This window comes from Streptomyces sp. NPDC052496 (assembly GCF_040679095.1).
Taxonomy (GTDB): domain Bacteria; phylum Actinomycetota; class Actinomycetes; order Streptomycetales; family Streptomycetaceae; genus Streptomyces.
Genome location: NZ_JBFAUH010000001.1, coordinates 168,999 through 191,918, shown reverse-complemented (window position 1 = coordinate 191,918; position 22,920 = coordinate 168,999). Strand labels below are relative to the sequence as shown.

The following is a 22,920-nucleotide window of genomic DNA, read 5'->3' as shown; positions in this document are numbered from 1 at the left end:
GTGCCCTCCTGGCGACGTGCGGCAGCGCAGATGCAGGTGCCGCGGTGTCCGACGGAGGGCAGGAAGAGGTCACACCTCTCCCGACCAGCTGATCTCACGAGCCCCCCAAGGTCCGGCAAATCCTAACAATGGGGAGGTCAGGGGATTACGGGGCGTAGGCCCACGGGGGCAGACCACCGCCGGACCCCGGGGCGGGCGAAGGACGCTCGACGACAGCCGCCGAACACGACACCGCGCTGATCACACCTGCCGTAACAGAGCCCTACGACACCGTGCACGTCTCCCCGCGGCCCGCCACCGCGCCCCGCGGGGACCGGCTCCTGACGCTCCCCGGCGAGCTGTCACTTCGCCAAGTCCCCAAGGCACGAACCGCCGTCAGGGCTTGAAGCCGCCGCCCACGAGTGCGTTCCGGAAGGCGGCCCAGGCGGTGGGGGTGAGGTGGAGGGTGGGGCCGGTGGGGTTCTTGGAGTCGCGGATGGTGATGAGGTGGGGGTGAGTGGTCGCTACTTCGACGCATTCCTCGTGGGCGTTGCTGTAGCTGGACTTGCGGTATGCCGGGGATGTCATGGCCGCTGCTTCACGTGCAGGGTGGTGAGGAAGGCCGTCCAGGCGGCTGGTGTGACGTGGAGGGTCGGTCCGTCGGTGCGTTTGGAGTCGCGTATGACGATGGTGTGGGGCGTGTTCGTGGCTACTTCGACGCACTCCTCCAGGTGATCGCTGTAACTGGACTTGCGAAAGACGTACGTGAACATGGATCGGTCACCATTCCTTGCTGAGGTCATGGATGAACGTCTGTGAGTCGCTCTCGCTGAGTGCATGTGCGGCAATCCCATCAAACAGTTCACCATGAGTGGTGACTGCTTCTCCGCCTTCCAGCCACATCGGGTGCAGGGGGAGGTCCATGTACAGCACGTCCATCGCCCCGGGCGCCGCGAAAGAGATGACGCTGAAGCCGCAGCCCATGCCCACCAGCGTTCCTGCGCTGAGAGGGAGAACTCGGATGGTCACGTTCGACTGTTGACTGGCACGAGTGAGGTGTTCCAGTTGCTCGCGCATCACCCTCGCGCTGCCGACGCGGCTCCTCAAGGCCGTCTCGTGGATCACCGCCTGTAGGTTGAGGGGCACGTCGTCGGTGAGCCGGTGTTGGCGAGCCATCCTCGCCGTCACGAACTGAACGTTCGGGTTGAGAGCGCGGATGTAGCCGGGCGCTTGGAGTAGTCCCGGGATGAACGCCAGCTGCCACGTCCTGATGGCGGTGGCCGCGTTCTCCAGCACGGCGTACTCCTTCATCGACGGGGAGAAGGGCGCGCTACTCCACCACCCCTTCGCCTTGCGTCGCTCGCGATCCACGCGGGCCAGTTCCAGTAGGCCGCCCACCGTTGCCGGGTCGCTCACCTCGTACAGCTCGCACAGGATGCGGATGTCCGGGTCGCGCATCGGTACCCAGCCGCTCTCCATCCTGGCGACCTTGCCGGTCGACGCGCTGATGACCTTGGCCGCTTGGCCTTGGGTCAGGCCGGCGGCGAGGCGGTGTCTGGTGAGTTCGCCGCCGAGGCGGCGGCCCAGCACGGTGGACATGCGGTTGCCCTGTGGTGTCTGGCTACGTTCCATGCTGCTCACCTTCGTTTGTGGCAAGGCGGTGCGGGTGCGAAAGCGGGTGCCTACAACCCGCACGGGTGAAATTTGCACCGCTTGATTGTGGGCGCCACGATCGCGCCCCTACCGTCCGTAACGACCGAACTGCTCACGCGGCCGCATCAGTTGGCGCGAGGGTGTGTGCTGCTCGTAATCGGAGGTGGCCGTTGATGATCTCTCCGCATGACCCCACGGAAGTGGTTCTCCACGAGGACTTGCTCGACTACTCGCCGTTCCCGAAGAGTGTGCGGCTCGCGCGGTATCGGATGGCGCGGCTGTTGTGGGACTGGGGGTACGGGCACCTCGTGGATGACGCCGAGTTGTTGGTGTCCGAGTTGCTGACGAACGCGATCACGCACGGTCGGGTGCCCGGGCGGCTGGTGCGGGTGCATCTGACGGTGGGGAAAGAGGTGCTGCGGGTGTCGGTCAGTGATGCGCGGGGGGAAGTCCGGCCGTGTGTACGGGAGTCGGGGGACGACAGGCCCGGTGGGCTCGGGCTCGTGCTCGTGCAGGAGGTGGCCGCGCGGTGGGGGGTGCGGGACCGGGAGGTCGGTAAGACGGTGTGGTGCGAGGTGGACGTCAGGCAGGAGTGACCGTGGGGGACGGGCCGCCGAGGATGATGTCCCAGTGGTAGGTGAGGGACGTGGGGCGGTCCGGTAGCGGTGGGGTCGGGGCGTAGGCCGCGATCAGGGCGCGGCGGGCCGCCGTGCCGGGGGCCGCGTGCAGGACCGAGTCGTGGGCCAGGAGTGGGTCGCCCTCGAAGTACATCTGGGTGACCAGGCGTTGCGTGAACGCGCGGCCGAAGAGGGAGAAGTGCAGGTGGGCGGCGCGCCAGGCGCCGTCGGGGGTGCCGAGCGGGTACGGGCCCGGCTTGATCGTGGTGAAGGTGTAGCGGCCGTCGGCGTCGGTGAGGGCGCGGCCCGCTCCGGTGAAGTGGGGATCCAAGGGCGCGTCATGCTGGTCGCCCTGGTGCGCGTACCGGCCGGCGGCGTTGGCCTGCCAGAGTTCGAGGAGCTGGTGGGGGACGGGACGGCCGAGACCGTCCATGACGCGGCCGGTCAGGGTGATGCGTTCGCCGATGGGGGCGCCCGCGTGGTGGCGGGTGAGGTCGCTGTCGAGCGGCGTCACGTCGGTGTGGCCGAAGACCGGGCCGTACCGCTCGCAACTCTCCGGGTCGGCGGGGAGAACGAACGGCGGCCGGGCGGGCCGGCGCAGGGGGAAGCCCCGGTACGGGGCCGGTGAGGTCGGCATGGGGTCGTTGTCGCACGTGGCGGCGGGGTCGGCAAGAAGGGGAACCGGCCCTGGGGGCGATCGGCGGGCGCGCGTCGTGCGGTGCGGGACGGGGGCGTACGACCGCGCCGAGCTGGTGCGCGGCGGGCGCTGTTCATATCAGCTGCGTCTTCGCGAGTACGCGGTGAACGCTTCCGGCCCCGGGCATATGCGGGCGTCCGGTGCCATGGGTACGGGCATGCCCACATCGACCCACCGGGAGAAAGGCGCAGTCATGTACCCCAACACCCTGGACACCTTCGTCGCCTCCGTGAAGCACCAGCGCGAGCTGATGATCATCCACCGGGTCACCGGCGGATACCTCACCCACAACGGTGACCTCCAGATCGAGACCGACCCCGTCGAGAACATCGACAACAAGCGGCACCTGTGGGTGGTCCACCTGGTGGGTTACTACAAGAACAACACGGTCTACAGCTTCGAGAACAAGCGGGAGGGCAAGCGGCTGGCCGTCAACCCGGACAACCTCCGGGACGGCATGCGCTTCACGGACCCGCAGGACCCCAAGGCGCCGAACAGCAAGGAGCTGGAGGCGCAGCGGTTCTACGTACTGCCGATGTGCAACGGCGGGTACTCCATCGTGCCGTTCCTCGGCTCCGACCTGGGGCTGATGCCGATGGGCAACCGGCCCGTACCGCCGGCCTGCGACCGCCCGCTGCCCCACTGGGGCGGCCAGTCCTCGGACAACGGCTCGCACGACTTCGTCCGGGCGCCGGACCGGCCCGAGCGGGAGGACCCGACGGAGCGGGACCTCCAGCCCCCCGGTTCCGGGAAGTGAGGCCGAGGCGCGCCCCGTAACCGGCGGTGGGGCACAGGTGGTGAGCGAAGCTGAATTTCTGCAGACCAGGCGGAGCCCGCCTGCTACGGTGCGCCGATGTCAACGATCAGGAAGTTCCAAGTCACCTTCGACTGCGCAGAACCCGAGCGCATGGCTCGTTTCTGGTGCGAAGTGCTGGGATACGTCATACCGCCGCCACCGGAGGGGTTCACCACCTGGGACGACTTCAACGACTCTCTGCCTCCTGAGAAGCGGGACGCCTGGTTCGCCTGTAGCGACCCCACAGGCGTGGGCCCGCGCCTGTACTTCCAGCGCGTTCCCGAAGGCAAGACCGCCAAGAACCGGGTGCATCTGGACGTCCGGGCCGGCACCGGGCTGGTGGGGGACGAGCGCCTCGCCGTACTCGAAGCCGAGTGCGCACGGCTGGTCGCGCTCGGCGCCACCCACGTGCAGACGCTGTATGCCGACGAAGAGAACGAGTCGTGCATCCCGATGCTGGACATCGAGGGCAACGAGTTCTGTATCGACTGAGCAACTCTCCGAGCCGGGCCGGGGAGACGGAGCGAGCCGCTTCCCCGGCCCGGCCCGGGCAGGATCAGCCGGTACGGGACGGTCCGCAGGCGAGCGTCGGCCGAGCGCCTACCTGCGGGCTCGCCAGACCACGACCATGGTGAACACCGCGCTGCACATCAGATAGACGCCGAGGCCGATGCCCCACCCGTCGCCGCGCCAGAAACCGATGGCGGCGACAACGAGTGCGCAGAGCAGCGAGAGGGTGGCGAGTATGCGTCCGAGAAGCATGAACAACAGGTCCTGGCAGAGGTGATCGATGGCGGCCGGTGTCCGGGAGTCCGGTGCCCCGGTGCCCGGGGGCCGGTGCCCGGGTTCCCCGGCGTCCACCGGTTTCCGGCCCAGCGACCCTAACAGCGACATCAGCTCCGCCACCCCTGCCCCCACCACCCCCTGCCCCCGCGACCCCTGCCCCCGGGCCGGCTACGCCCGCACCCGGAACCGCAGCCGGCAGATCGTCGCGTCCGTCGTGCGCCGTACCGCGTGTGCGACGACCGCGCCGCGCTGGTTCTGGAGGAGGCGCTGCCACACGTGGGCCGGTTCGACCTCGGGGATCAGGACGGTGACCCGGGCGCCGGGGTGGCGGGCGCCGAGTTCGCGTACGTACGCGGCGACCGGGCGGCCGACGGTGCGGGTGGCGGAGGGCAGTTCGAGGAGGTCGACGCCGGGGTTCCACAGTTCCCAGTCGCGGCGCAGGGACTCCGCCGCGCGCCGGTCCTCGGGCGCGGCGTACGTGACGGTGACGGCCACCACCTCGTCGCCGAGCGACACCGCGGCGTTCAGCGCCTCGCAGGTCAGCTTGGAGAGGTGGGAGACGGGGACGACGACGAGGGAGCGGTCGCGGTGCGGGGGCTCGGGGATACGGCCCAGGTGCAGGTGGTCCGCGATCCGGCCGTACGCGCGGTGCACCGCCTCGAAGGCGAGGACGAGCGCGGGCAGCGCGATGACGATCAGCCAGGCGCCCTCGGTGAACTTCGTCGCCGTGACGACGACGGCCGACACGCCGGTCAGCAGCGCGCCGGAACCGTTGAGCACGGCCTTGCCGCGCCAGCCGGCGGATCGTTCCTGCCGCCAGTGGCGGACCATGCCCACCTGGCAGATGGTGAAGCCGACGAAGACACCGATGGCGAAGAGCGGCACGAGGGTGTTCACGTCACCGCCGGAGAAGACCAGGAGCAGGGCGGCGACGGCGGCCAGTGCGAGGACACCGTGCCGGTGCACCTGCCGGTCCCCCTTGAGCCCGAAGACGTGCGGCAGGTAATGGTCGCGGGCCAGCAGCCCCATCAGGACCGGCAGCCCGCCGAAGCTGGTGTTGGCGGCGAGGGCGAGCAGCACCATGGTCGCGAACTGGACGACGTAGAACGCCCAGTTGTGGCCGAGCGACGCGTCCGCGAGCTGCGCGAGGACGGTGACGCCCTCGACCGGCTGGAGGTGGAAGCGCCCGATCAGCACGGACAGGCCGATCAGCATCACGCCGAGCAGGACTCCCAGGGCGATCTCGGTGCGCTGCGCGCGCTTGACGGCGGGGGCCCGGAAGGACGGTACGGCGTTGGCGACCGCCTCGACGCCGGTCAGGGCCGAGCACCCGGCGGCGAACGCCTTCAGGAGGAGCAGCGCGCCCACGGAGGTCGCGTTGTCGGACAGGACGGAGGCGTGGCCGGCGGCCGACGCCGTCGATACGGGGGCGTCCCGGAACAGGCCGACCGCGACGAGGACCAGGATGGAGCCCACGAACGCGGCGGTGGGCAGCAGGAACGCCTTCGCGGAGTCGACGATGCCGCGCAGATTCACGCCGGTCACCAGGACCAGCACCGCCAGGCACAGCCACAGCCGCTGGCCGTACAGCCCCGGGAAGGCGGAGGTCAGCGCGGCGACGCCGGCCGTCACCGAGACGGCGACGTTCAGGACGTAGTCCAGGAGCAGGGAGGCCGCGGCGGCCAGCGCCGTGCGGCGCCCGAGGTGCGCCTTGGCGACGGCGTACGAACCGCCGCCGTTCGGAAACGCCGCGATCACCTGGCGGTACGAGGCGACCAGGACGGCGAGCAGCGCCGCGATGCACAGGGTCACGGGGAGCGTGAAGCCGAGGCCGTACGCGCCGGCGGCGGCCAGCACCAGGACGACGGACTCGGGCCCGTACGCGACGGAGGCCATCGCGTCGAGGGAGAGGGCGGCCAGGCCCTGGAGGGAGGTCAGGCGGTGCCGGGCGTCCGGGTCGGGAGGGGCGGCAGCGGGGGAAGTGGCGGAAGGCGGCACGGTGGACGGGGACGCGGCCGGGTCGGAGGCCCGGCCTGCGGTCCGGTTCGCTCTCCCGTCCGCTGTCCGGCCCGCTGTCCGGCCCGCGGTCCGGACCCTGGCTGTGCCCAGGGTCCGGCTAGGGGCCCGGCCCGTGGATTTCCACACCATCGACATCGTTCGCCGTACCTCCGTGCGCTGCGGGAAGAGAACCCCGGTGACAGGGCCAGCCCAGCGTGAGTGCCGGTTCGTACGGGCGCGCCGGTTCTTGGCGTGGCTTTGGCGGGTGATCCGGCTTTCTTCGCGCTTCTTTGATGCCCGGTGGGGGCGTGCCGACGCGGACGGGTGGCCGGGGCACCAGGTGGCGGGGGCACCGAGTGGCGTACCGGTGCGCGTACGGCGTACGGCGGGGCCGCGTTGTCAGCGGTGCGTCAAGTAGCCACGACGCGCCGTCAGCGTCGCGTCAAGGTCCCGGCGGCGTGCGCGCCGCGGCCCTAGCGTCACGGCCATGGAACCGAGAGGCGGTGTGGCGCGCGATGGACGGCATACGCGGAAGAGGTACGCCCTTCCACCCCCGGTGCACGGCCCGGCGGCGTACCGCGACCGGCGGTGGGCGGCTGAACTGCGCACGGCGGCCTGCTGCACGGCCGGCGTCCTGTGCCTCATGCTCGCCGTCGACCTCGCCGCCCACACCCTCGACCCGCTGCGCGCCGCCTGCTGGACGGCCCTCGCGGTGGTGCTCTTCGCGGCGCTCTTCCCGGCACGGGTGACGGCCGGGGCGGGGTGGCTCGCCGTACGCGGGCTGCTGCGCGAACGCCGGGTCCGTACCGACCTGCTGGTGCTCGTACACCGCAGCGACGGTATGGCGCCCCGGCTGGTGCTGCGCGACGCGGTGGGCGGCCGCGTCGAACTGGACCCCAAGGTCCTCACCGCCGACCCGGCCCTGTGGCACCTGCTCGACAGCGGCGCCCGGCTGTCCCGGGAGCGCGGTCTGCTGCGGTCGGGCGGTGAGGTGCTGCGGGTGCTGGGCGAGCACGTCGACCGGGACGGCGCCCGGAAGATCTTCGAGGCTTCCGGTCTGGAGTGACCGGCCGCCGGGCGTTACGACGGCAGCAGGTCGCGGCGGCGCACCATGCGCACACCGCACAGGTCCTCGGGGTCGTCCTCGCCGTCGAAGAGCGCCATGATCAGCCAGAGTACGAGGAAGCCGTAACCGGCCAGCCAGCGCTTGACCAGCCGGGGGACGCGTGGCCTGGTGCCGGTCTTCTCCAGGATCACCCGCGTCCTCACCAGGAACTTCCCCACGCTCGCGCCGAGAATCCGCGTCAGCACCACATGGTTGAGGAACGACACACCGACCGCGCACCCGATGGCCGCCGCCCAGAACGCCCCGAACGGACGGCCGTCGGCGACCCGCAACCCCAGCGACAGGAAACCGAGCATCCCGGTGAGCAGCACACTGTCGACCGCGATCGCGGTGAGCCGGCGGAGATCACCGGCGGGCTCGGGGATGTCGGGGAGGCGGTGGGTGGGGGAGTGGGGGTGCTGCTGGTACGGGTGGGCCGGGCCCGGCGGTTGCTGGTACGCCTGCTGAGAGGCCTGCTGGTACGGCTGCTGGTACGGATGGGCGGGCCCTTGGGCCGGACCGGGGGCAGGGGCGGCGGCAGGCGGCCCGGCGTAACGCTCGTCATACATGAGAGCGGATCTTGCCATGGCCGGCCGGTACGCACCCCGGCCCCTCCGCCTCAGCCCTCCAGCCCCGCCCCCAGGGACTCAGGGACTCAGCCCTTCGCCCCGCCGAAGTCGTACCGCACCCCCGTGAGCTTCTCCGACGCCTCCCACAGCCGCGCCGACGTCACGTCGTTGCGTGTCCACGGGGCGCGGGGGGACGGCGCGGTCGCGCCGCGCAGGCCGTTGCGGGGGCCCAGGAAGGCGTCCGGCTTCATGTGCGGGGCGGTGGCGGCGCACAGGGTCGGCAGGGCGCCGGACTCGGCGGGCTGGCCGACGACGCGGTTGGCCAGCGCCACCAGGCGTTCGGCGCCCGTACGGCCCTCCATGCGGACGCCGGCGGTCTGCAGGTTGGTGTCGGCGTACCCGGGGTGCGCGGCGACGGCCAGTACCTGCGAACCGGCCCGTGCGAGGCGGCGCGACAGCTCGTGGACGAAGAGCAGGTTGGCGCTCTTGGAGCGGCCGTACGCGATCCAGCGGCGGTAACCGCGCTCGCTGTTGAGGTCGTCCAGGTCGACGTTGCCCAGCGCGTGGAAACCGCTGGAGACGGTCACGACGCGCGCTCCGGGGGTGGCCAGCAGCTTGGGCAGGAGGAGGCCGGTCAGCGCGAAGTGGCCGAGGTGGTTGGTCCCGAACTGCATCTCGAAGCCGTCGGCGGTACGGCGGTGCGGCAGCGCCATCACCCCGGCATTGTTGATCAGCAGGTCGAGGCGGTCGCCGTCGAAGCTGTCGAGGTCCGCCGCGAAGGCGCGTACGGACGCCAGGTCGGCCAGGTCGAGCCGGCGGAACTCGGCCTCGGCGGCCGGGACTTCGGAGCGCAGCCGGGCGAGCGCCGTGTGCCCGCGCGCCTCGTCGCGGCAGGCCAGGACGACCCTGGCGCCGCGGCGGGCGAGCTCGCGGGCGGTGATGTAGCCGATGCCGCTGTTGGCGCCGGTGACGACTGCCGAGCGGCCCGTCTGGTCGGGGATGTGGCTCGTGGTCCAACGGGTCACGCCTGCTGCGCTCCTTCTCCGGGGCGTCGGGGGCACCAGCGTACGCCCGGACCCGGTGAGACGTCCGACGCGAGATCGACGGCAGCGGCTCCCGCGCCGACAGCGGGAGCCGCCGGGCTCACCGCCGTCCGCCGACCTCCCGCACCCGGTAGACGGGCACCGACACCGCCGGATCGTCCAGGCAGGCGCCCGTCTCCAGGTCGAAGCGCTGTTTGAGGAGGGGGGACGCGACGAACGGGCGGCCGTCCGCCGAGCCGGTCAGGCCGCGGGACAGGACGTACGCGCCGGTGAACGGGTCGCGGTTGCCGATGGCGTACGGGCGTCCCGTGCGGTCCACGAACAGCGCCACCTGCCCGCCGTCCGGGAGGAGGGCGGCGACGCCCCGGCCGGGGACGAGGGCGGCCGGGTCGCAGACCGGGAACCAGGCACGGTCCTCGTGCCGGTCGGCGGGGAGTTCGACGGCGAGTGTCACGGGAGTCATCGGGCGGCGGTTCCTTCCAGGGTGCGGGTGCCGGAGGCGGCCGGGGAGCCGGCCTGGGCACGGACGGGGAGGGTCGGACCGGCCAGCAGCACCAGGTCCGGCTTGATCTGGTCGCGCTCCGGGACGAAGCGGACGGCCGGGTCGGGGGCGTCCGGCGCGTTGACGAAGGAGACGAAGCGGGCCAGGCGCTCCGGGTCGGCGAGGGTGTCGGCCCACTCGTCGCGGTAGGCCGAGACGTGCGCGGCCATCAGGGACTCCAGCTCGTCGCAGAGGCCGAGGGAGTCGTGCACGACCACGTCGCGTACGTGGTCGAGGCCGCCCTCGATGCGCTCCAGCCAGGCGGAGGTGCGCTCCAGGCGGTCGGCGGTGCGGATGTAGAACATCAGGAAGCGGTCGATGAGGCGGATCAGTTCGGTGTCGGAGAGGTCCTGGGCCAGCAGGTCGGCGTGGCGCGGGGTGGCGCCGCCGTTGCCGCCGACGTAGAGGTTCCAGCCGTTGGAGGTGGCGATGACGCCGAAGTCCTTGCCGCGCGCCTCGGCGCACTCGCGCGCGCACCCGGAGACGGCCGACTTGAGCTTGTGCGGGGAGCGCAGGCCCCGGTAGCGCAGTTCCAGGTCGATGGCCATCCGGACGGAGTCCTGGACGCCGTAGCGGCACCAGGTCTGGCCGACGCAGGACTTCACGGTGCGCAGGGCCTTGCCGTACGCGTGGCCCGACTCGAAGCCGGCGTCGACCAGGCGGGCCCAGATGCGCGGGAGCTGGTCGACGCGGGCGCCGAACAGGTCGATGCGCTGGCCGCCGGTGATCTTCGTGTAGAGGCCGAAGTCGCGGGCCACCTCGCCGATGACGATGAGTTTTTCGGGGGTGATCTCGCCGCCGGGGATGCGCGGTACGACCGAGTAGGAGCCGTTGCGCTGGAGGTTGGCGAGGAAGTGGTCGTTGGTGTCCTGGAGGGCGGACTGCTCGCCGTCCAGGACGTACCCGTCGGCGCCGACCGACGGGGCGAGGCTGGCGATGATCGAGGCGACCGTCGGCTTGCAGGTCTCGCAGCCGTCGCCGCCGCGCGCCTCCTCCCGGCCGTGGCCGTCCAGCAGCTCGGCGTACGAGGTGAGACGGCGGGTGCGGACGATCTCGTACAGCTCGGCGCGGGTGTGCGGGAAGCAGCCGCACAGGCCCTTGTCGACGACCACGCCGCCGGCCGCCAGCTCGTCGTTGACCAGGGTGGTCAGCGCCTTGACGCAGCTGCCGCAGCCGGTGCCCGCCTTGGTGCACTTCTTCACCTCGGGCACGGTGGTGCAGGAGTGTTCGGAGACGGCGGAACGGATGGTGCCCTTGGTGACGTTGTGGCAGTTGCAGATCACCGCGTCGTCGGGGAGGGCGGCCGGACCGAGCGCGGCCGGCGCGCCGGTGCCCGCGGGCAGCACGAGCTGTTCCGGGGCGACGGGCGGCACGGAGCCGGTGAGCGGGCGCAGCAGGCCGTACGACTCGGCGTCGCCGACCAGCACACCGCCCAGCAGCGCGCCGTCCGCGCCGACGACCAGCTTCTTGTAGACACCGGAACGGGAGTCGGCGTACACGACGTCGAGGCAGCCGGGGGTGGTGCCGTGCGCGTCCCCGAAGGAGGCCACGTCCACGCCGAGGAGCTTGAGCTTGGTGGAGGTGTCCGCGCCGGTGAAGGCGGCGGCCTCCTGGTCCCCGGCGATCGTGGCCGCCGCCGTCTCGGCCATCTCGTAACCGGGCGCCACCAGGCCGTAGACCTTGCCGTCGGCGGCCAGCGCGCACTCGCCGATCGCGTACACGGCCGGGTCGCTGGTACGGCACCGCCCGTCGACGCCGATGCCGCCGCGCTCACCGACCGCCAGCCCGCAGTCGCGGGCGAGCTGGTCGCGCGGGCGCACCCCCGCCGAGAAGATCACCAGGTCGGTCTCGACGCGTGAGCCGTCGGACAGCTCCATGGCCCGTACGGCCCCGTCCCCGCCCGCGACGATCTCCTTGCCGCCGACGCCCGTGTGGACGTCGATGCCCATCTCCTCGACCGTACGGCGCAGCGCGCTGCCGCCGCCCTCGTCCACCTGGACCGCCATCAGCCGCGGCTGGAACTCCACGATGTGGGTGCGCAGCCCGAGCCCCTTGAGGGCACCGGCCGCCTCCAGGCCGAGCAGGCCGCCGCCGACGACCGTGCCGGTGCGGCAGTTCTTGGCGTACTCCTCGATGGCGAGCAGGTCCTCGACGGTCCGGTACACGAAGCAGCCGGTGCTGTCCGCGCCGGGCACCGGCGGCACGAAGGGGTACGAGCCGGTGGCCAGCACGAGCGTGTCGTAGGTGACCGTCAGGCCGGAACGGGCGGTGACGGTGCGCGTCGCGCGGTCGATGGCGGTGGCCGGGTCGCCGAGGTGCAGTTCGATGCCGTGCCGGGCCATGAAGTCCGGGTCGGCCAGGGACAGGTCCTCCGGTGTGCGGCCGGAGAAGTACGAGGTGAGCTGGACCCGGTCGTAGGCGGGGCGCGGCTCCTCGCACAGCACGACCACCCGGGTCCGCGCGGGCACGCCGCGGTCGGCGAGGGCTTCGAGGAAGCGCTGGCCGACCATGCCGTGGCCGATGAGCACGAGGGTGGGAACGGCGGTTGCGGCCATGGTCAGGAGCCTCCGTCGGGGTGGGAAGGGGTGGCGGTCTCGGTGGTGAGCAGGTGCAGGAGCGGGGCCGCCGGCGGGAGCGGGTCGTCGGCCTCCCAGGTACGCGCGAGGGTGCCGACGGCGCCCAGGTCGCCGAGGAGGATGCCGCCGACGAGGCGGTCGCCGCGGACGATGACCTTGCGGTAGGCGCTGCGGGTGGCGTCGGACAGGTGGATCACGTCGTCGCCGGGGCGGGGGGACGGGGAGCCGAAGGCGGCGAGGTCGAGAGGGACGGGGGCCGGGACGGAGCCGGAACGGGGGCCGGGGCCGGTGAGGGTGAGGCGGGTGAGGGCACGGGTGCCGCGGTAGCGGGCGGCCTCCTCGGAGAGGACGCGCGCCAGCAGGTCGGCCTGTTCGAGGGCGGGCCCGGCCAGGCCGTACACCACGCCGTCGTGCTGCGCGCAGTCACCGATCGCGTGGATCCGCGGGTCGGCCGTCCGCAGCTGGTCGTCGACGAGCACGCCGCGGTCCACCGGCAGTCCGGCCGCCCGCGCGAGCCCGACGCGCGGCCGTACGCCGCAGGCCAGCACGACCAGGCCGGCGTCGGACACGTAACCGTCCGCGAGTTCCACGGCCCGTACGGAACCGTCCTCGACGCGCAGCCCGCGCACCCGGCACCCCGTATGGACCTCCACCCCCAGCCCCTCGACGTGCGCCCGCAGCAGGTCAGCGGCGCCGGCGTCCAGCTGCCGTTCCATCAGGTGCTCGCCCTGCTGCGCGAGCAGCACCGACACGCCGCGCTCGGCCAGCGCCCGGGCCGCGGAGACGCCCAGCAGCCCGCCGCCGATCACCACGGCGCGCACACCCGGCCGGGCGGCGGCAGCGTCCAGCGCCGCGCAGTCGTCCAGGGTGCGGAAGGGGTGGACGCCGTCGGGCAGTCCGTCGTGGCCGGGCGGGAAGAGCCCCCGCAGGGGCGGCAGCACCGGGTTGGAGCCGGTCGCCAGGACGAGCCGGTCGTACGGCACGGCCTGCCCGTCGTCGCACAGCACCGTACGGCTCGCCCGGTCGATCCGGACCGCCCGCACCCCGCTCAGCCACCGCACCCCGTCGTGCGGGGCCGGCAGGGCGATGACCTCGTGCGCGTACCGGCCGGCCAGCACCTCGGCGAGCAGGACACGGTTGTACGGCGCGTGCGGCTCCTCACCGACGACGGTCAGCGCCGGGCCGCCGCCGTCGGTGTCACCGGCGGCTGCCGGGCGAAGGCGCTGCGCGAGCCGGGCGGCGGCCATGCCGCCACCGATCACCACCACACGCTGTTGCGAGGTCATGTCCGCCAGCGTGCGGTCCGGCTGTTACCCGTCCGCATCTGCACTGTTTCCCGCGGGGAACGCTGCCCTCAGCGTGCGGGAGGGCGGGGTGTGAGGGGACGGGGGGCGGGACGGGGGTCAGAGGGCGATGCCGGCCGGGGGCGAGAGTTTCCACAGGTGGCCCAGGGGCGGGAGGTTCAGGCGGGCGGCGACGTTGCGGGACGATTGGTTGGTGCTGGAGGTGCTGTAGAAGAGGTGGCGGCCGGTGGGGGCGACGAGGCGGGACCAGGCGGCGGTGACCGTGGCGGCATGGCCCCGGCCGCGGTGACCGGGGCGGGTCCAGGTGCCGGCTTCCGCGCCGTGATCGGTCCAGCAGGGGGTGTGGCAGATCGAGACGACGTGGGCGGGGCGTCCGGTGTCCGGTGCCGGGGCGGCGGGGTCGAGGGCCATGGCCCACCAGCCGAGTTTCCCGTCGAGCAGGTCGCGCCATGCGTCGGTGTCCCAGTTGCCGGGGTTGGCGCCGCGCAGGGCCGCGACGGCGGCGGAGTCCGTGGTGTCGGACCGTACGACGGGGGCGGTCGGTGCGTACCGGATGCGGTCGGGGAGGACCAGGTAACTGGGGCCCGAGCTGACGTGTACGGGGCCGAGGGCCGCCTCCAGCAGGTGCTGGACACGGGGGAGGGCCGGGGGCGGTAACTCCGGGGCCACCGGGGCGGACCGTGGCGTGACGGCCGCCAGCAGGCCGGCGGCGAGCGGGTCCGGCAGGTGATCGGCGACGGCCGGGAGCTGGTGCCGGCCATCGGCGGACACGGCGATCACCATGTGGTGCGGGCCCCGGAAGCGGCCCCGGGCGTCCGTGGGCCAGATGACCTCGATCTCGGTCCTGAGCAGGTCCGCGACGGAGGCCCGGCGGGCGCCCGGCACCGCGCCTCCCTGGTCGTCGGGCCGCTCCGTCACCGGGCTCCTCCGGTCACCGGGCCTGCTCCGGCGCGGGAGCCAGCAGGCGGCTGAGCGCGCGGCGGGTGCGGTCCTGGGCCATCGGGTCGGCGAAGAGCTGGATGGCCTGGTTGAGGCCGGTGTAGAGGCCGATCAACTCGAAGACGAGCTGGTCCGGGTCGGTGCCCGGGGGCAGTTCGCCCGCCTCGACGGCGTACCGGATCTCGTTGGCCAGGCGGCGGCGCCAGAGCTGGGAACGGCGTACCACCGCGTCCCGGACGGGGCCCACCCGCGCGTCGAACTCGACCGCCGCCGTGGTGAAGAAGCAGCCGCCGGGGAAAGCACCGCGTTCCCGTTCCAGGTAGGTGATCCAGTACTCGCAGACGGCCCGGAGCCGGGGGAGACCGGGGGCCGTTCCGGCGGCCGGTTCCCACACCGCTCTGGAGAAGATCGCGGACGCGCCGTCCAGGGAGGCGAGCTGGAGCGCCTCCTTCGTACCGAAGTGGCCGAGGACGCCGGCCTTGCTCATGCCCAGGTCGGTGGCGAGGCGGCCGATGGTCAGCCCGTCCAGCCCTTCGACCGAGGCGATCGCGATGCTGCGGTCGATGATCCGCTCGCGGGTCCTGCGGGACTCGGCGACGGACTTGCGTGGGCTCATGCCGCCATCGTAGCCAGCGCGGTCCCGGCGCTCCCGTCATTAGCTTCCGAACGGTCGGTTGCTATATTTCCGTCCGGTGCGGCCGGCACCGCCGCACCAGGCGCCCCGGCCGCGCCGCGCCGTGCCGTCCGCGAGCCGAGGAGAGCAGCCGTGCCCGGAACCCGTATCGCCGCGCTGGGCCACCACCAGCCGTCCCGCGTCCTGACCAACGACGAGCTGGCGGGCATGGTCGACACCAGCGACGAGTGGATCCGGCGGCGCACCGGCATCGTCACCCGCCGGATCGCCGGCCAGGAGTCCGTCGCCGACCTGGCCACGGCCGCCGCCGCCAAGGCGCTGGCCGCCTCCGGGCTGGAGCCCGGCGACATCGGCCTGGTCACCGTGGCGACCTGCACGGCCGTCGACCGCTGCCCGTCCACCGCCGCCCAGGTCGCCGCCGCGCTCGGCATCCCCGCGGCCGTCGCGTACGACCTGAACAACGGCTGCGCCGGCTTCTGCACCGCGCTCGCCTCCGCCGACCACTCGGTGCGCGCGGGCGCCGCCCGGCACGCCCTGGTCATCGGCGCCGAGAAGATGTCGGACGTGACGGACTGGACCGACCGCAGTACGTGCGTGCTGCTCGGTGACGGCGCGGGCGCCGCCGTGGTCAGCGCCGCGGAGTCCGAGCGGATCGGGCCCGTCGTCTGGGGTTCGGACCCGACCCGCTCCCAGGCGGTGCGGCTGATGGGCGACTGGCACCCGTACTTCGCGCAGGAGGGGCAGACGGTGTTCCGCTGGGTCACCACCGAGCTGGCCCCGCTGGCCGAGGAGGCGTGCGCACGGGCCGGTGTCGCCCTCGCGGACCTCGCCGGTGTCGTCACGCACCAGGCCAATCTGCGCATCATCGAGGCCGTGGTGCGGCAGCTCGGCCTGCCTGAGGACGTGGTGATCGCCCGGGACGTGGTCGACTCCGGCAACACCTCCGCCGCGTCCGTGCCGCTCGCCCTGTCCAAGCTGGTCGAGCGCCGTGATCTGCCGTCCGGCGGGCCGGTGCTGCTGCTGAGCTTCGGCGGGGGGCTGTCGTATGCGGGGCAGGTGGTGGAGTGCCCGTAGGGCGGGGGTGGCCGGTTCGCCGATTTTCTTTCTGGTGTGGGTGTTTAGTCCCGGGGCGCGAGGCAACCCGCGTGACTGGAAGGAAACAGCCCCCACAACAAGTAAGGGTGAGTAGTGATGGCTGAGTCCACCAACAACGGCAACTTCGCCAACGACCGCGAGAAGGCGGCACGCGCCGGGCAGAAGGGCGGCCACGAGAGCGGCGGCAACTTCGCCAACGACCCGCAGCGCGCGGCGGAGGCCGGGCAGAAGGGCGGCCACGAAAGCGGCGGCAACTTCGCCAACGACCCGCAGCGCGCGGCGGAGGCCGGGCAGAAGGGCGGCCACGAAAGCGGTGGCAACTTCGCCAACGACCGCGAGCGGGCCGCCGAGGCCGGGCAGAAGGGCGGCCGCAGCCGTCACGGCGAATAGCGCGGCCGGGCGCCCGCGAAGAGCGGACGGCGGAGAGCGCAGGGGCGGACGTCCACCGGACGTCCGCCCCACTGCTGCGCCGGCGCGTGACCGCCGTCAGCCGCTGCCGCCCGTCAGCCCGCGGCCTTCGCCGGGCACAGACGGCGCGGCTGCCCGTCGCCGCTGAGCTTCGCGTCCACGCAGCCGCCGGGCAGACCGGCGTACGGCGTGCTGCCGAAGTTGGCGGTGACGGTCAGCTTGCCGTTTCCGAACTCCGTGCGCTGCACGAGGTGGTCGCCGGTCAGCCGGCGGAACGACGTCAGCTTCTCGGTGCCCGCCGCCTTGTGCAGCGGCGAGAAGTACTTCTGCAGCGCGGCCAGCTCCGGCCCGGACTTCTCGATGGCCGGGCCGTCGAGCACGTAGTTCAGCGGGATGTTGTAGAGCATCGCCAGCAGCGCGCGGGCGGTCTTCTGCTTCGGCAGCTTGCCGTACGACAGCTCCCAGCGTTCGGCGTTGACGAGCGAGCTGTGCAGCGCGGCCTCGTACAGCGGCACCCGGTAGGCCGGGTCGTACATCGCCTTGGCCACATCGGCCGGCAGCTCCACCGGCTTGAAGAAGGCCTTGGGGGCGTTCTGCGGGAAGTAGCCGCCCCAGTTCTTCTTGTCGCGCTGGAGCTTCCACAGGCCGTCGGCGACCGGCGTGGCCGCGCCGTGGTCGAAGGCCAGCACCTTGTTGGCCCACGACTGGGCGCTCTCCGAGCCCAGTACGAGCTTCTTGTCCTCGGCCAGGCGGCGCATCCGGGCCAGCCGGTTGTCGCGGTCACCGGCCTTGGTCATCGGGTGGGCGGCGCTGTGGTCGCGGAAGTCCTCGCCGGTCGCGTCGACGTCCAGGAAGTAACTGTCGGCGCCGTTGGCGGTCATGGCGCGGGTGCGGTCGGCGAGGTAGTGGTGCTTCGGCTCGGCCTGTTCGAAGGCGCGCGAGCTGAGGTAGCAGCCGCGGTTGCCGAAGCCGGTCGCCGGCTTGCCCTGCGCGTCCCGGACGCAGAAGTCCGGGTAGACGGTGCCGGGCCACGCGGAGGTGGGGGAGTCGGCGGTCTTCGGGTCCTGGCCGTTGGCGAACGTGTCGTAAGGGCCCACCAGATAGCCCGCCTTCTTGGCGGCCCGGACGGCGGCGGCGTCCATCGGGTCGGGCCCGGCGTCGTAACCGAGCCACATCCGGTCCACGCCCAGCTTCCGCAGCGCCTCGACGCCCGCTGCCTTGCGCGCGTCGCCCCACACGTACGCGTGGAAGGCGCCGAGCAGCCGGCCGTTCGCCGGATTCCTCCTGATCTTCTCGCGCAGGCTGCCGAGCTGCCCGTGCTCGGCGAGCCAGGCGCGGTAGTCGGTGCCGGGCGCGACGGGGTTGCCGTCGGTGAGGGCGAAGGTGACGGTGTAGTCGCGGGTGCCCTCCCCGCCGTCGAAGGCGTGGGTGGTGGCGGTGTGCAGCCGCCCGCCGTCGGAGCGGAACGTCAGCGAGGTGCCGAGGTCGGTGGGGGTGAGGTAGCTGACGCCGTGCCCCTTGCCCAGGGAGTAGCCCCACAGCGGCAGTTCGAGCTGGCCGCCCACGTCGATGGCGTCGCCGGTGAGGCCGGCCTTCGCGGAGTTCCAGAACGCGTCGCGTACGGGGATGTCCAGGCCCTCGCCGCGCGGCAGCTGGACGGCCGAGGCGGCCCGGTCGGTGCCGGTCACCGGCCAGGTGAGCGAGCCGTCGCGGTCGGCCTTCATGCTGACCCGCAGCCGCCCGTGATCGGCGCGCGCGGTCACCGTCAGGCCCTTGCCGGGATAGCTCCAGCGGGCGCCGCCGTCGGTGCGCTCGACCGGTCCGGGCTTGCCGAGGCCGGTGCCGGACGGGGCGGACAGGACCAGGTTCCGGCCGTCCGCCGTACGGGCGTTCACGGCGAGGGTGCCGGTGTCGACGGTGGCCGTACCGCCCCTGACGGGAATCGCGACGTGCCGCCCCTCGACGGTCCCGGCCACGGCCTGGCCACTGCATCCGGAGGCGCCGACGGTGACCGTGGCCGTCAGGACGAGGGAGGCGGCGAGGACGTGCGTGCGGGGGCGGGAGCGGGGGCGGCCGCTGGGACCGGGGCCGGGGCGGCCGCCGGTTGAGGCGATCTTGGAATCCATGGACACGTGGATAGTGAGCGGGGATAAGAACTCTTTAAGAGCCCAGGTGGGGGCGGTTCCCTGGGCCCGTCCCGCCGGTCTGCTCCGTCGCCGGTCGCCGGTCGCCGGTCGCCGGTCGCCGGTCGCCCGTCGCCCGCCGCGCGTCGCATCGCCCTGGGGTGTTGTCCCGGCAGCCCAGCTGAATTAGGTTAGCCTTACCTAAGTCGAGGTCGTCGCGCGCCGCGTACGGCCCGGCCGAAGTCGTCTGTGCCCGCGCCGCCGCGCCGGGCGGGAAAGCGGGTTGTCGATGGGAGCGTCGGTCAAGGCATCGGTGGGCACGTCGACGGGCGCGGCCGGGAGCACCCTGCCGGGCGCCGCGACGGGTACGGCGACGGGGGCGGCAGGGGGGACGGTGCCGGGCGCACCCTCCGGCGGACCGGCGGGAACGGGGGCGGCGGAAGCCGTACCCGCCGGTCCGTCGCGCCCGGCACCGGCCGAGACCGTGGACAGCCCGCGGATCGTCGCGCTGGCCGCCTCCGTCGCGGGCGGACGCGACGCCGCCGTACGGGAGTTCTGGGCCGAGGCGGAGGCGCAGGGGACGCCGCTCGTCGAGCCGATCCCCTGGGATCCCGGGCACCGGGCCGTCACCTTCCTGTGGCGCGGCACGGAGCGGACCCGCCGGGTCCTCCTCCTGGTCAACCGCCTGGTGGACCGCTCGCACCTCGCGGGCAGCCTGATGCGCCGGATCCACGGCACCGACGTCTGGCACCTCACCTACCGGCTGCCCTCCGACCACCGTGGGTCGTACGTCATCGCGCCCGACGAGGGCGCGGAGAGCGGCCGGCGGCGCACGCCCCTTCCGTCCGCCCCCGATTCCGGCCCCGCGGACGACTTCCAGGCCCGGCTCCTCCCGCTGCTCGCCGCCGCCGGACCCGACCCGCTCAATCCGCGCTTCCTGCCGCCCCGTTGGGGCGGTGCGGGCAGCTCGGTGTTCGAGCTGCCCGACGCGCCGCCGCAGCCGTGGCGGCCGTGGGCGTCCGTGGCCGGGCCGGGCGGGGGCGGTCGGGGAGCCCAGGGCGGCCGGGGCGTGGTGGAACGGCACCGGCTGACCAGTGCCGCGCTCGCCGCCCACCGCGACGTCTGGACGTACCTGCCGCCGGGACCGCTCCCGGACGGCGGGGCCGACACGCTGGTGCTCCTGGACGGCGACCTGTGGTTCGGACGGCTCGGCGTGCCGGACCTCTTCGACCGGCTGATCGCGGACGGTGTGCTGCCGCCGCTGGCCGTACTCGCCCCGGACGCCGTGGACCACGCCACCCGCGCCCGCGAGTTCGGCGGCCGGCAGGCGTACACGAACTTCCTGGCCGCCGAACTGCTGCCGTGGGCGGCGGCGCGGCTGCCGGTGACGTTCGACCCGTCGCGCACGGTCGTCGCGGGCGAGGGCCTGGGCGGACTCACCGCGCTGTACGCCGGGTTCGCGGCGCCGCGCCGGTTCGGCAAGGTGCTGGCCCAGTCGCCGTCGCTGTGGTGGCGGCCGGAGGGTTCCGGGCCCGTGGCGGGCGCCGATGCCGCGGGACGGCCGTCCTGGCTGGCGGAACGGTTCGCCGAGGACGGGTGCCGCGCGCTGCGGACGCACTTGCGGGTGAGCCGGTACGAGGGGGACGCGCGCAAACGGTCCCGGGAACTGCGCGACACCCTGCGTGTCCTCGGCCGTCCCGTCACGTACAGGGAGTACAACGGCGGTCATGACCACGCGTGCTGGGCGGGCGGCCTGGCGGAGGGCCTGGCGGACCTCCTGGGCCGGCCGGACGCCGCACCGGGGGCGCCGCGGCCCGACGCCGGAACACCGGGGTCCGCATGAGGTCCTTCACGCCGCGCCTCGCGTACTACGTCCTCAAGTCCCGCGCGTACCACGCCGTCCTGCGCGCGCCCCGCTTCCGTACGGCCAAGTCGGCGCCGGCCGCCACGGAACACCGCCCGGACCGTCCGCAACGGTGCTCCCTGGACCGTCCGCCACGGATGTTCCCGGACCGCCCCCAGCGGTCCGCCCCTGACCGTCCGCACCGGCGTACCAAGGCCCTCGCCGGATGACGGACGCGGCGCCCCGCCCCACCAGTGCCGGGGCGGGGCGCCCCTGAGACGGACGGGTGGCGGGCAGCGGTCACGGGCCGCCCGCCATCCGCCCCTCGCCCGCCCGGCCCCCGGCCGGCGGACGTCCCTTCTGTGACTCCCGCCACCCGAGCCTCTCCCGCCCCACTCGGCTCCATAAGATCGGCCGGTGCCCGCAGACATATCCCTGACGACGACCCTCTTGCTGTGCCTGGCCGCCCTGGCGGCAGGCTGGATCGACGCCGTCGTGGGCGGCGGCGGACTGCTGCTCCTGCCGGCGCTGCTCGTCGGCCTCCCGCACACCCCCGCCGCGTACGTCCTGGGCACCAACAAGTCCACGGCCGTCGTCGGCACCGCCGCCGCGGCCTGGACGTACGTACGCAAGGCCCCGATCGATCTGCGCACCGCCCTGCGCATCGGCCTGGCCGCGCTCGGCGGCTCGCTGGGCGGCGCGTTCTTCGCGGCGGGCATCGACAGCGCGGTGCTGCGCCCGCTCATCATGGCCGTCCTGGTGGGCGTCCTGGCGTTCGTCCTGCTCCGCCCGGCGTTCGGCACCGCCCCGCCGCCCTCGGGGCCCGTCACCCGGCGGCGCGTCCTGGCCGCGGTCCTGGTGGCGGGCCTGGGCATCGGCTTCTACGACGGCCTGATCGGCCCCGGCACCGGCGCCTTCCTCGTCGTCGCGCTGGCCGCGATCCTCCACATGGACCTGGTGACGTCCTCGGCCACCGCCAAGGTCGTCAACGTGTGCACCAACGTCGGCGCCCTGGCGATGTTCGCCTACCAGGGCACGGTCCTGTGGCAACTGGGAGCGCTGCTCGCGGTGTTCAACTTCGCCGGCGGTACGGTCGGCGCGCGGATGGCCCTGAAGCGGGGCGCCGGGTTCGTCCGCGGGGTGCTGGTCGTGGTGGTCGTGTCGCTGCTGTGCAAGCTGGCCTTCGACCAGTGGCTGGCCTGACGGCCGGTCCGGTCGCCCCGCCTCCCCGGGTCAGTTCATGGACTTCGTCGCGGTGACGGCGGTCAGCAGTACGGCGGAGTCCTGGAGGGCCTGCAGCCCGTGCCGCTCGTGGGGGACCGGCATCACCTGCCCGGCGATCAGGTCCCGGTCGTCGCCGGTCCCGGTCAGCCGTACCCGGCCGTGCAGCACCTGGAGGCTGGCGGCGGGCGGGGTGACGTGCTCGTCCAGGGCGGCGCCCTCGATGAGCGCGATCACGGTCTGCCGCAGCGGGCCGTCCTGGAGGAAGAGGTGGGCGCTGCGCCCGTGCGCGGAGGCCCTGGCGTCGTCGAGCTGGCGGCGGGCGAGCGAGCTGAGGTCGTCCATGACGCGGCCTTTCGTTCGGGGTCCACGGCGCCGGGACCGGCACCGGTGCCGGTACTGGTACCCGTATCGGCCCGGCCCATCGCACGTCACCCGGCGTGGTCCGTCCGACGGGTGGCCGGCGGCTGCCGAATGGCCGGACGCCCGCCGAACGGCCGGAGGGCGCCGCGTGACCGGTGTCCGGCAGCGGGACGATCACGGGATCCGTACGATGCGGGGACCTGATCATCGACCAGTGTCCGAAGGAGGCGTCCAGGTGCGAGGCGAACCGGCGGAGCGGGGCCGGCCCGAGGAAGCCGCGGCGAACGGCGGCGGACCGGCCGGCTTTCTGACCGTCATGACGACGACCGACAGTGCCGAGAAGGCGGAGGCGCTGGCGCGCGGCGCGGTCGAGGCACGGGTGGCGGCGTGCGCGCAGATCAGTGCGCCCGTCACGTCCGTGTACCGGTGGGAGCAGGCGATCGAGACGGCGCAGGAGTGGCAGGTGCTGTTCAAGACGGCGGCCGCGCGCTACGAGGCGCTGGAGGCGTACCTCCTGGACGCGCACGACTACGACACGCCGGAGATCATCGCGACCCCGGTCACGCGGGGCGGGGCGGGCTACCTCGCGTGGGTCACGGAAGAGACGAGCTGACGTGGGGCGGCGACACG

25 protein-coding genes are annotated in these 22,920 nt (G+C 73.1%); 10 read left to right on the top strand and 15 right to left on the bottom strand.

Translation table 11 applies throughout. The features are described from left to right. Nucleotides 1-375 precede the first annotated feature (375 nt). The 3 genes from AB0L45_RS00995 to AB0L45_RS00985 are packed head-to-tail and all read right to left on the bottom strand — an operon-like array spanning nucleotide 376 to nucleotide 1,611. Nucleotides 376-567, bottom strand: coding sequence for a DUF397 domain-containing protein (locus tag AB0L45_RS00995; RefSeq protein ID WP_365834748.1), 192 nt, complete (start codon nucleotides 565-567; stop codon nucleotides 376-378). Beyond that, nucleotides 564-752 carry a DUF397 domain-containing protein gene (locus tag AB0L45_RS00990; protein ID WP_365834746.1) on the bottom strand — a complete coding sequence of 63 codons (189 nt, stop codon included), beginning with the start codon at nucleotides 750-752 and terminating at the stop codon, nucleotides 564-566. Before AB0L45_RS00990 ends, AB0L45_RS00995 begins: the two co-directional genes overlap by 4 nt. Nucleotides 753-759: 7 nt before the next feature. After that, complete coding sequence (locus AB0L45_RS00985; protein WP_365834744.1) at nucleotides 760-1,611, bottom strand: helix-turn-helix transcriptional regulator; 852 nt, start codon at nucleotides 1,609-1,611, stop codon at nucleotides 760-762. Nucleotides 1,612-1,805: 194 nt separating this feature from the next. Here AB0L45_RS00985 and AB0L45_RS00980 point away from each other — a divergent pair, with 194 nt between their 5' ends. After that, the gene (locus AB0L45_RS00980; protein WP_365834742.1) at nucleotides 1,806-2,228 is read left to right on the top strand and encodes an ATP-binding protein; all 423 of its coding nucleotides are present in this window, start codon (nucleotides 1,806-1,808) and stop codon (nucleotides 2,226-2,228) included. Here the strand turns inward: AB0L45_RS00980 and AB0L45_RS00975 are convergent. Beyond that, nucleotides 2,215-2,886 carry a protocatechuate 3,4-dioxygenase subunit beta gene (locus AB0L45_RS00975; RefSeq protein ID WP_365834740.1) on the bottom strand — a complete coding sequence of 224 codons (672 nt, stop codon included), beginning with the start codon at nucleotides 2,884-2,886 and terminating at the stop codon, nucleotides 2,215-2,217. The genes AB0L45_RS00980 and AB0L45_RS00975 overlap by 14 nt on opposite strands. Nucleotides 2,887-3,139: 253 nt before the next feature. Here AB0L45_RS00975 and AB0L45_RS00970 point away from each other — a divergent pair, with 253 nt between their 5' ends. Both AB0L45_RS00970 and AB0L45_RS00965 read left to right on the top strand, forming a co-directional pair. Continuing rightward, on the top strand, nucleotides 3,140-3,703 hold the full coding sequence (locus tag AB0L45_RS00970; protein ID WP_365834738.1) for a hypothetical protein: 564 nt from the start codon (nucleotides 3,140-3,142) through the stop codon (nucleotides 3,701-3,703). A gap of 96 nt (nucleotides 3,704-3,799) precedes the next feature. Next, nucleotides 3,800-4,234 (top strand): VOC family protein, encoded by a 435-nt coding sequence (locus tag AB0L45_RS00965; RefSeq protein WP_365834736.1) that lies wholly within the window; start codon nucleotides 3,800-3,802, stop codon nucleotides 4,232-4,234. Between the two features lie 108 nt (nucleotides 4,235-4,342). Here the strand turns inward: AB0L45_RS00965 and AB0L45_RS00960 are convergent, their stop codons facing one another. After that, complete coding sequence (locus tag AB0L45_RS00960) at nucleotides 4,343-4,636, bottom strand: hypothetical protein (RefSeq protein WP_365834734.1); 294 nt, start codon at nucleotides 4,634-4,636, stop codon at nucleotides 4,343-4,345. Nucleotides 4,637-4,696: 60 nt separating this feature from the next. Further along, entirely contained in the window at nucleotides 4,697-6,526 is a 1,830-nt protein-coding gene (locus AB0L45_RS00955; protein WP_365834732.1) for an APC family permease, read from the bottom strand. A gap of 556 nt (nucleotides 6,527-7,082) precedes the next feature. Here AB0L45_RS00955 and AB0L45_RS00950 point away from each other — a divergent pair. Further along, a complete protein-coding gene (locus tag AB0L45_RS00950) occupies nucleotides 7,083-7,592 on the top strand; it encodes a hypothetical protein (protein WP_365834730.1) in 510 nt (169 codons plus the stop codon). Between the two features lie 14 nt (nucleotides 7,593-7,606). On the opposite strand, the gene AB0L45_RS00945 is transcribed toward AB0L45_RS00950, so the two are convergent. The 7 genes from AB0L45_RS00945 to AB0L45_RS00915 all read right to left on the bottom strand — a co-directional run bounded on the left by AB0L45_RS00945 (nucleotide 7,607) and on the right by AB0L45_RS00915 (nucleotide 15,219). Continuing rightward, the gene (locus tag AB0L45_RS00945; RefSeq protein ID WP_365834728.1) at nucleotides 7,607-8,200 is read right to left on the bottom strand and encodes an RDD family protein; all 594 of its coding nucleotides are present in this window, start codon (nucleotides 8,198-8,200) and stop codon (nucleotides 7,607-7,609) included. 86 nt (nucleotides 8,201-8,286) lie between these two features. After that, nucleotides 8,287-9,225: an oxidoreductase gene (locus tag AB0L45_RS00940; RefSeq protein ID WP_365834726.1), complete on the bottom strand. Its 939-nt coding sequence runs from the start codon at nucleotides 9,223-9,225 to the stop codon at nucleotides 8,287-8,289. A gap of 118 nt (nucleotides 9,226-9,343) precedes the next feature. Then, nucleotides 9,344-9,706: a nitrite reductase small subunit NirD gene (gene nirD / locus AB0L45_RS00935; protein ID WP_365834724.1), complete on the bottom strand. Its 363-nt coding sequence runs from the start codon at nucleotides 9,704-9,706 to the stop codon at nucleotides 9,344-9,346. Next, complete coding sequence (nirB, locus tag AB0L45_RS00930) at nucleotides 9,703-12,339, bottom strand: nitrite reductase large subunit NirB (RefSeq protein WP_365834722.1); 2,637 nt, start codon at nucleotides 12,337-12,339, stop codon at nucleotides 9,703-9,705. Before nirB ends, nirD begins: the two co-directional genes overlap by 4 nt. A 2-nt stretch (nucleotides 12,340-12,341) precedes the next feature. Further along, nucleotides 12,342-13,646 carry an FAD-dependent oxidoreductase gene (locus AB0L45_RS00925; protein ID WP_365834719.1) on the bottom strand — a complete coding sequence of 435 codons (1,305 nt, stop codon included), beginning with the start codon at nucleotides 13,644-13,646 and terminating at the stop codon, nucleotides 12,342-12,344. A 117-nt stretch (nucleotides 13,647-13,763) separates the two neighbouring features. Next, nucleotides 13,764-14,582 carry a hypothetical protein gene (locus tag AB0L45_RS00920; protein ID WP_365834717.1) on the bottom strand — a complete coding sequence of 273 codons (819 nt, stop codon included), beginning with the start codon at nucleotides 14,580-14,582 and terminating at the stop codon, nucleotides 13,764-13,766. Nucleotides 14,583-14,595: 13 nt separating this feature from the next. Next, nucleotides 14,596-15,219, bottom strand: a complete 624-nt coding sequence (locus tag AB0L45_RS00915) for a TetR/AcrR family transcriptional regulator (RefSeq protein WP_365834715.1) — start codon at nucleotides 15,217-15,219, stop codon at nucleotides 14,596-14,598. 150 nt (nucleotides 15,220-15,369) lie between these two features. On the opposite strand from AB0L45_RS00915, the gene AB0L45_RS00910 reads away from it, so the two are divergent. Both AB0L45_RS00910 and AB0L45_RS00905 read left to right on the top strand, forming a co-directional pair. Further along, on the top strand, nucleotides 15,370-16,311 hold the full coding sequence (locus AB0L45_RS00910) for a beta-ketoacyl-ACP synthase III (RefSeq protein ID WP_365834713.1): 942 nt from the start codon (nucleotides 15,370-15,372) through the stop codon (nucleotides 16,309-16,311). 117 nt (nucleotides 16,312-16,428) lie between these two features. After that, complete coding sequence (locus AB0L45_RS00905; RefSeq protein WP_365834711.1) at nucleotides 16,429-16,722, top strand: general stress protein; 294 nt, start codon at nucleotides 16,429-16,431, stop codon at nucleotides 16,720-16,722. A gap of 113 nt (nucleotides 16,723-16,835) precedes the next feature. On the opposite strand, the gene AB0L45_RS00900 is transcribed toward AB0L45_RS00905, so the two are convergent. Next, nucleotides 16,836-18,866 carry a glycoside hydrolase gene (locus AB0L45_RS00900; RefSeq protein ID WP_365834709.1) on the bottom strand — a complete coding sequence of 677 codons (2,031 nt, stop codon included), beginning with the start codon at nucleotides 18,864-18,866 and terminating at the stop codon, nucleotides 16,836-16,838. 286 nt (nucleotides 18,867-19,152) lie between these two features. On the opposite strand from AB0L45_RS00900, the gene fes reads away from it, so the two are divergent. The 3 genes from fes to AB0L45_RS00885 all read left to right on the top strand — a co-directional run bounded on the left by fes (nucleotide 19,153) and on the right by AB0L45_RS00885 (nucleotide 21,909). Next, on the top strand, nucleotides 19,153-20,706 hold the full coding sequence (fes, locus tag AB0L45_RS00895; RefSeq protein WP_365835591.1) for an enterochelin esterase: 1,554 nt from the start codon (nucleotides 19,153-19,155) through the stop codon (nucleotides 20,704-20,706). Continuing rightward, nucleotides 20,703-20,936: a hypothetical protein gene (locus AB0L45_RS00890; RefSeq protein WP_365834707.1), complete on the top strand. Its 234-nt coding sequence runs from the start codon at nucleotides 20,703-20,705 to the stop codon at nucleotides 20,934-20,936. Before fes ends, AB0L45_RS00890 begins: the two co-directional genes overlap by 4 nt. A 187-nt stretch (nucleotides 20,937-21,123) precedes the next feature. After that, nucleotides 21,124-21,909 carry a TSUP family transporter gene (locus AB0L45_RS00885; RefSeq protein WP_365834705.1) on the top strand — a complete coding sequence of 262 codons (786 nt, stop codon included), beginning with the start codon at nucleotides 21,124-21,126 and terminating at the stop codon, nucleotides 21,907-21,909. Between the two features lie 30 nt (nucleotides 21,910-21,939). On the opposite strand, the gene AB0L45_RS00880 is transcribed toward AB0L45_RS00885, so the two are convergent. Then, nucleotides 21,940-22,272 carry a cupin gene (locus tag AB0L45_RS00880; protein ID WP_365834703.1) on the bottom strand — a complete coding sequence of 111 codons (333 nt, stop codon included), beginning with the start codon at nucleotides 22,270-22,272 and terminating at the stop codon, nucleotides 21,940-21,942. Nucleotides 22,273-22,606: 334 nt separating this feature from the next. On the opposite strand from AB0L45_RS00880, the gene cutA reads away from it, so the two are divergent. After that, nucleotides 22,607-22,903 (top strand): divalent-cation tolerance protein CutA, encoded by a 297-nt coding sequence (gene cutA / locus AB0L45_RS00875; protein WP_365835589.1) that lies wholly within the window; start codon nucleotides 22,607-22,609, stop codon nucleotides 22,901-22,903. Nucleotides 22,904-22,920 lie beyond the last annotated feature (17 nt).

Coding starts and splice junctions, on each gene's coding strand:
- AB0L45_RS00915 (WP_365834715.1), bottom strand. CDS start 15,219: ATGAGCCCACGCAAGTCCGTCGCCGAGTCCCGCAGGACCCGCGAGCGG.
- AB0L45_RS00980 (WP_365834742.1), top strand. CDS start 1,806: ATGATCTCTCCGCATGACCCCACGGAAGTGGTTCTCCACGAGGACTTG.
- AB0L45_RS00985 (WP_365834744.1), bottom strand. CDS start 1,611: ATGGAACGTAGCCAGACACCACAGGGCAACCGCATGTCCACCGTGCTG.
- AB0L45_RS00975 (WP_365834740.1), bottom strand. CDS start 2,886: ATGCCGACCTCACCGGCCCCGTACCGGGGCTTCCCCCTGCGCCGGCCC.
- AB0L45_RS00900 (WP_365834709.1), bottom strand. CDS start 18,866: ATGGATTCCAAGATCGCCTCAACCGGCGGCCGCCCCGGCCCCGGTCCC.
- AB0L45_RS00995 (WP_365834748.1), bottom strand. CDS start 567: ATGACATCCCCGGCATACCGCAAGTCCAGCTACAGCAACGCCCACGAG.
- AB0L45_RS00925 (WP_365834719.1), bottom strand. CDS start 13,646: ATGACCTCGCAACAGCGTGTGGTGGTGATCGGTGGCGGCATGGCCGCC.
- AB0L45_RS00970 (WP_365834738.1), top strand. CDS start 3,140: ATGTACCCCAACACCCTGGACACCTTCGTCGCCTCCGTGAAGCACCAG.
- AB0L45_RS00965 (WP_365834736.1), top strand. CDS start 3,800: ATGTCAACGATCAGGAAGTTCCAAGTCACCTTCGACTGCGCAGAACCC.
- AB0L45_RS00890 (WP_365834707.1), top strand. CDS start 20,703: ATGAGGTCCTTCACGCCGCGCCTCGCGTACTACGTCCTCAAGTCCCGC.
- cutA (WP_365835589.1), top strand. CDS start 22,607: ATGACGACGACCGACAGTGCCGAGAAGGCGGAGGCGCTGGCGCGCGGC.
- fes (WP_365835591.1), top strand. CDS start 19,153: ATGGGAGCGTCGGTCAAGGCATCGGTGGGCACGTCGACGGGCGCGGCC.
- nirD (WP_365834724.1), bottom strand. CDS start 9,706: ATGACTCCCGTGACACTCGCCGTCGAACTCCCCGCCGACCGGCACGAG.
- AB0L45_RS00905 (WP_365834711.1), top strand. CDS start 16,429: ATGGCTGAGTCCACCAACAACGGCAACTTCGCCAACGACCGCGAGAAG.
- nirB (WP_365834722.1), bottom strand. CDS start 12,339: ATGGCCGCAACCGCCGTTCCCACCCTCGTGCTCATCGGCCACGGCATG.
- AB0L45_RS00960 (WP_365834734.1), bottom strand. CDS start 4,636: ATGTCGCTGTTAGGGTCGCTGGGCCGGAAACCGGTGGACGCCGGGGAA.
- AB0L45_RS00945 (WP_365834728.1), bottom strand. CDS start 8,200: ATGTATGACGAGCGTTACGCCGGGCCGCCTGCCGCCGCCCCTGCCCCC.
- AB0L45_RS00880 (WP_365834703.1), bottom strand. CDS start 22,272: ATGGACGACCTCAGCTCGCTCGCCCGCCGCCAGCTCGACGACGCCAGG.
- AB0L45_RS00990 (WP_365834746.1), bottom strand. CDS start 752: ATGTTCACGTACGTCTTTCGCAAGTCCAGTTACAGCGATCACCTGGAG.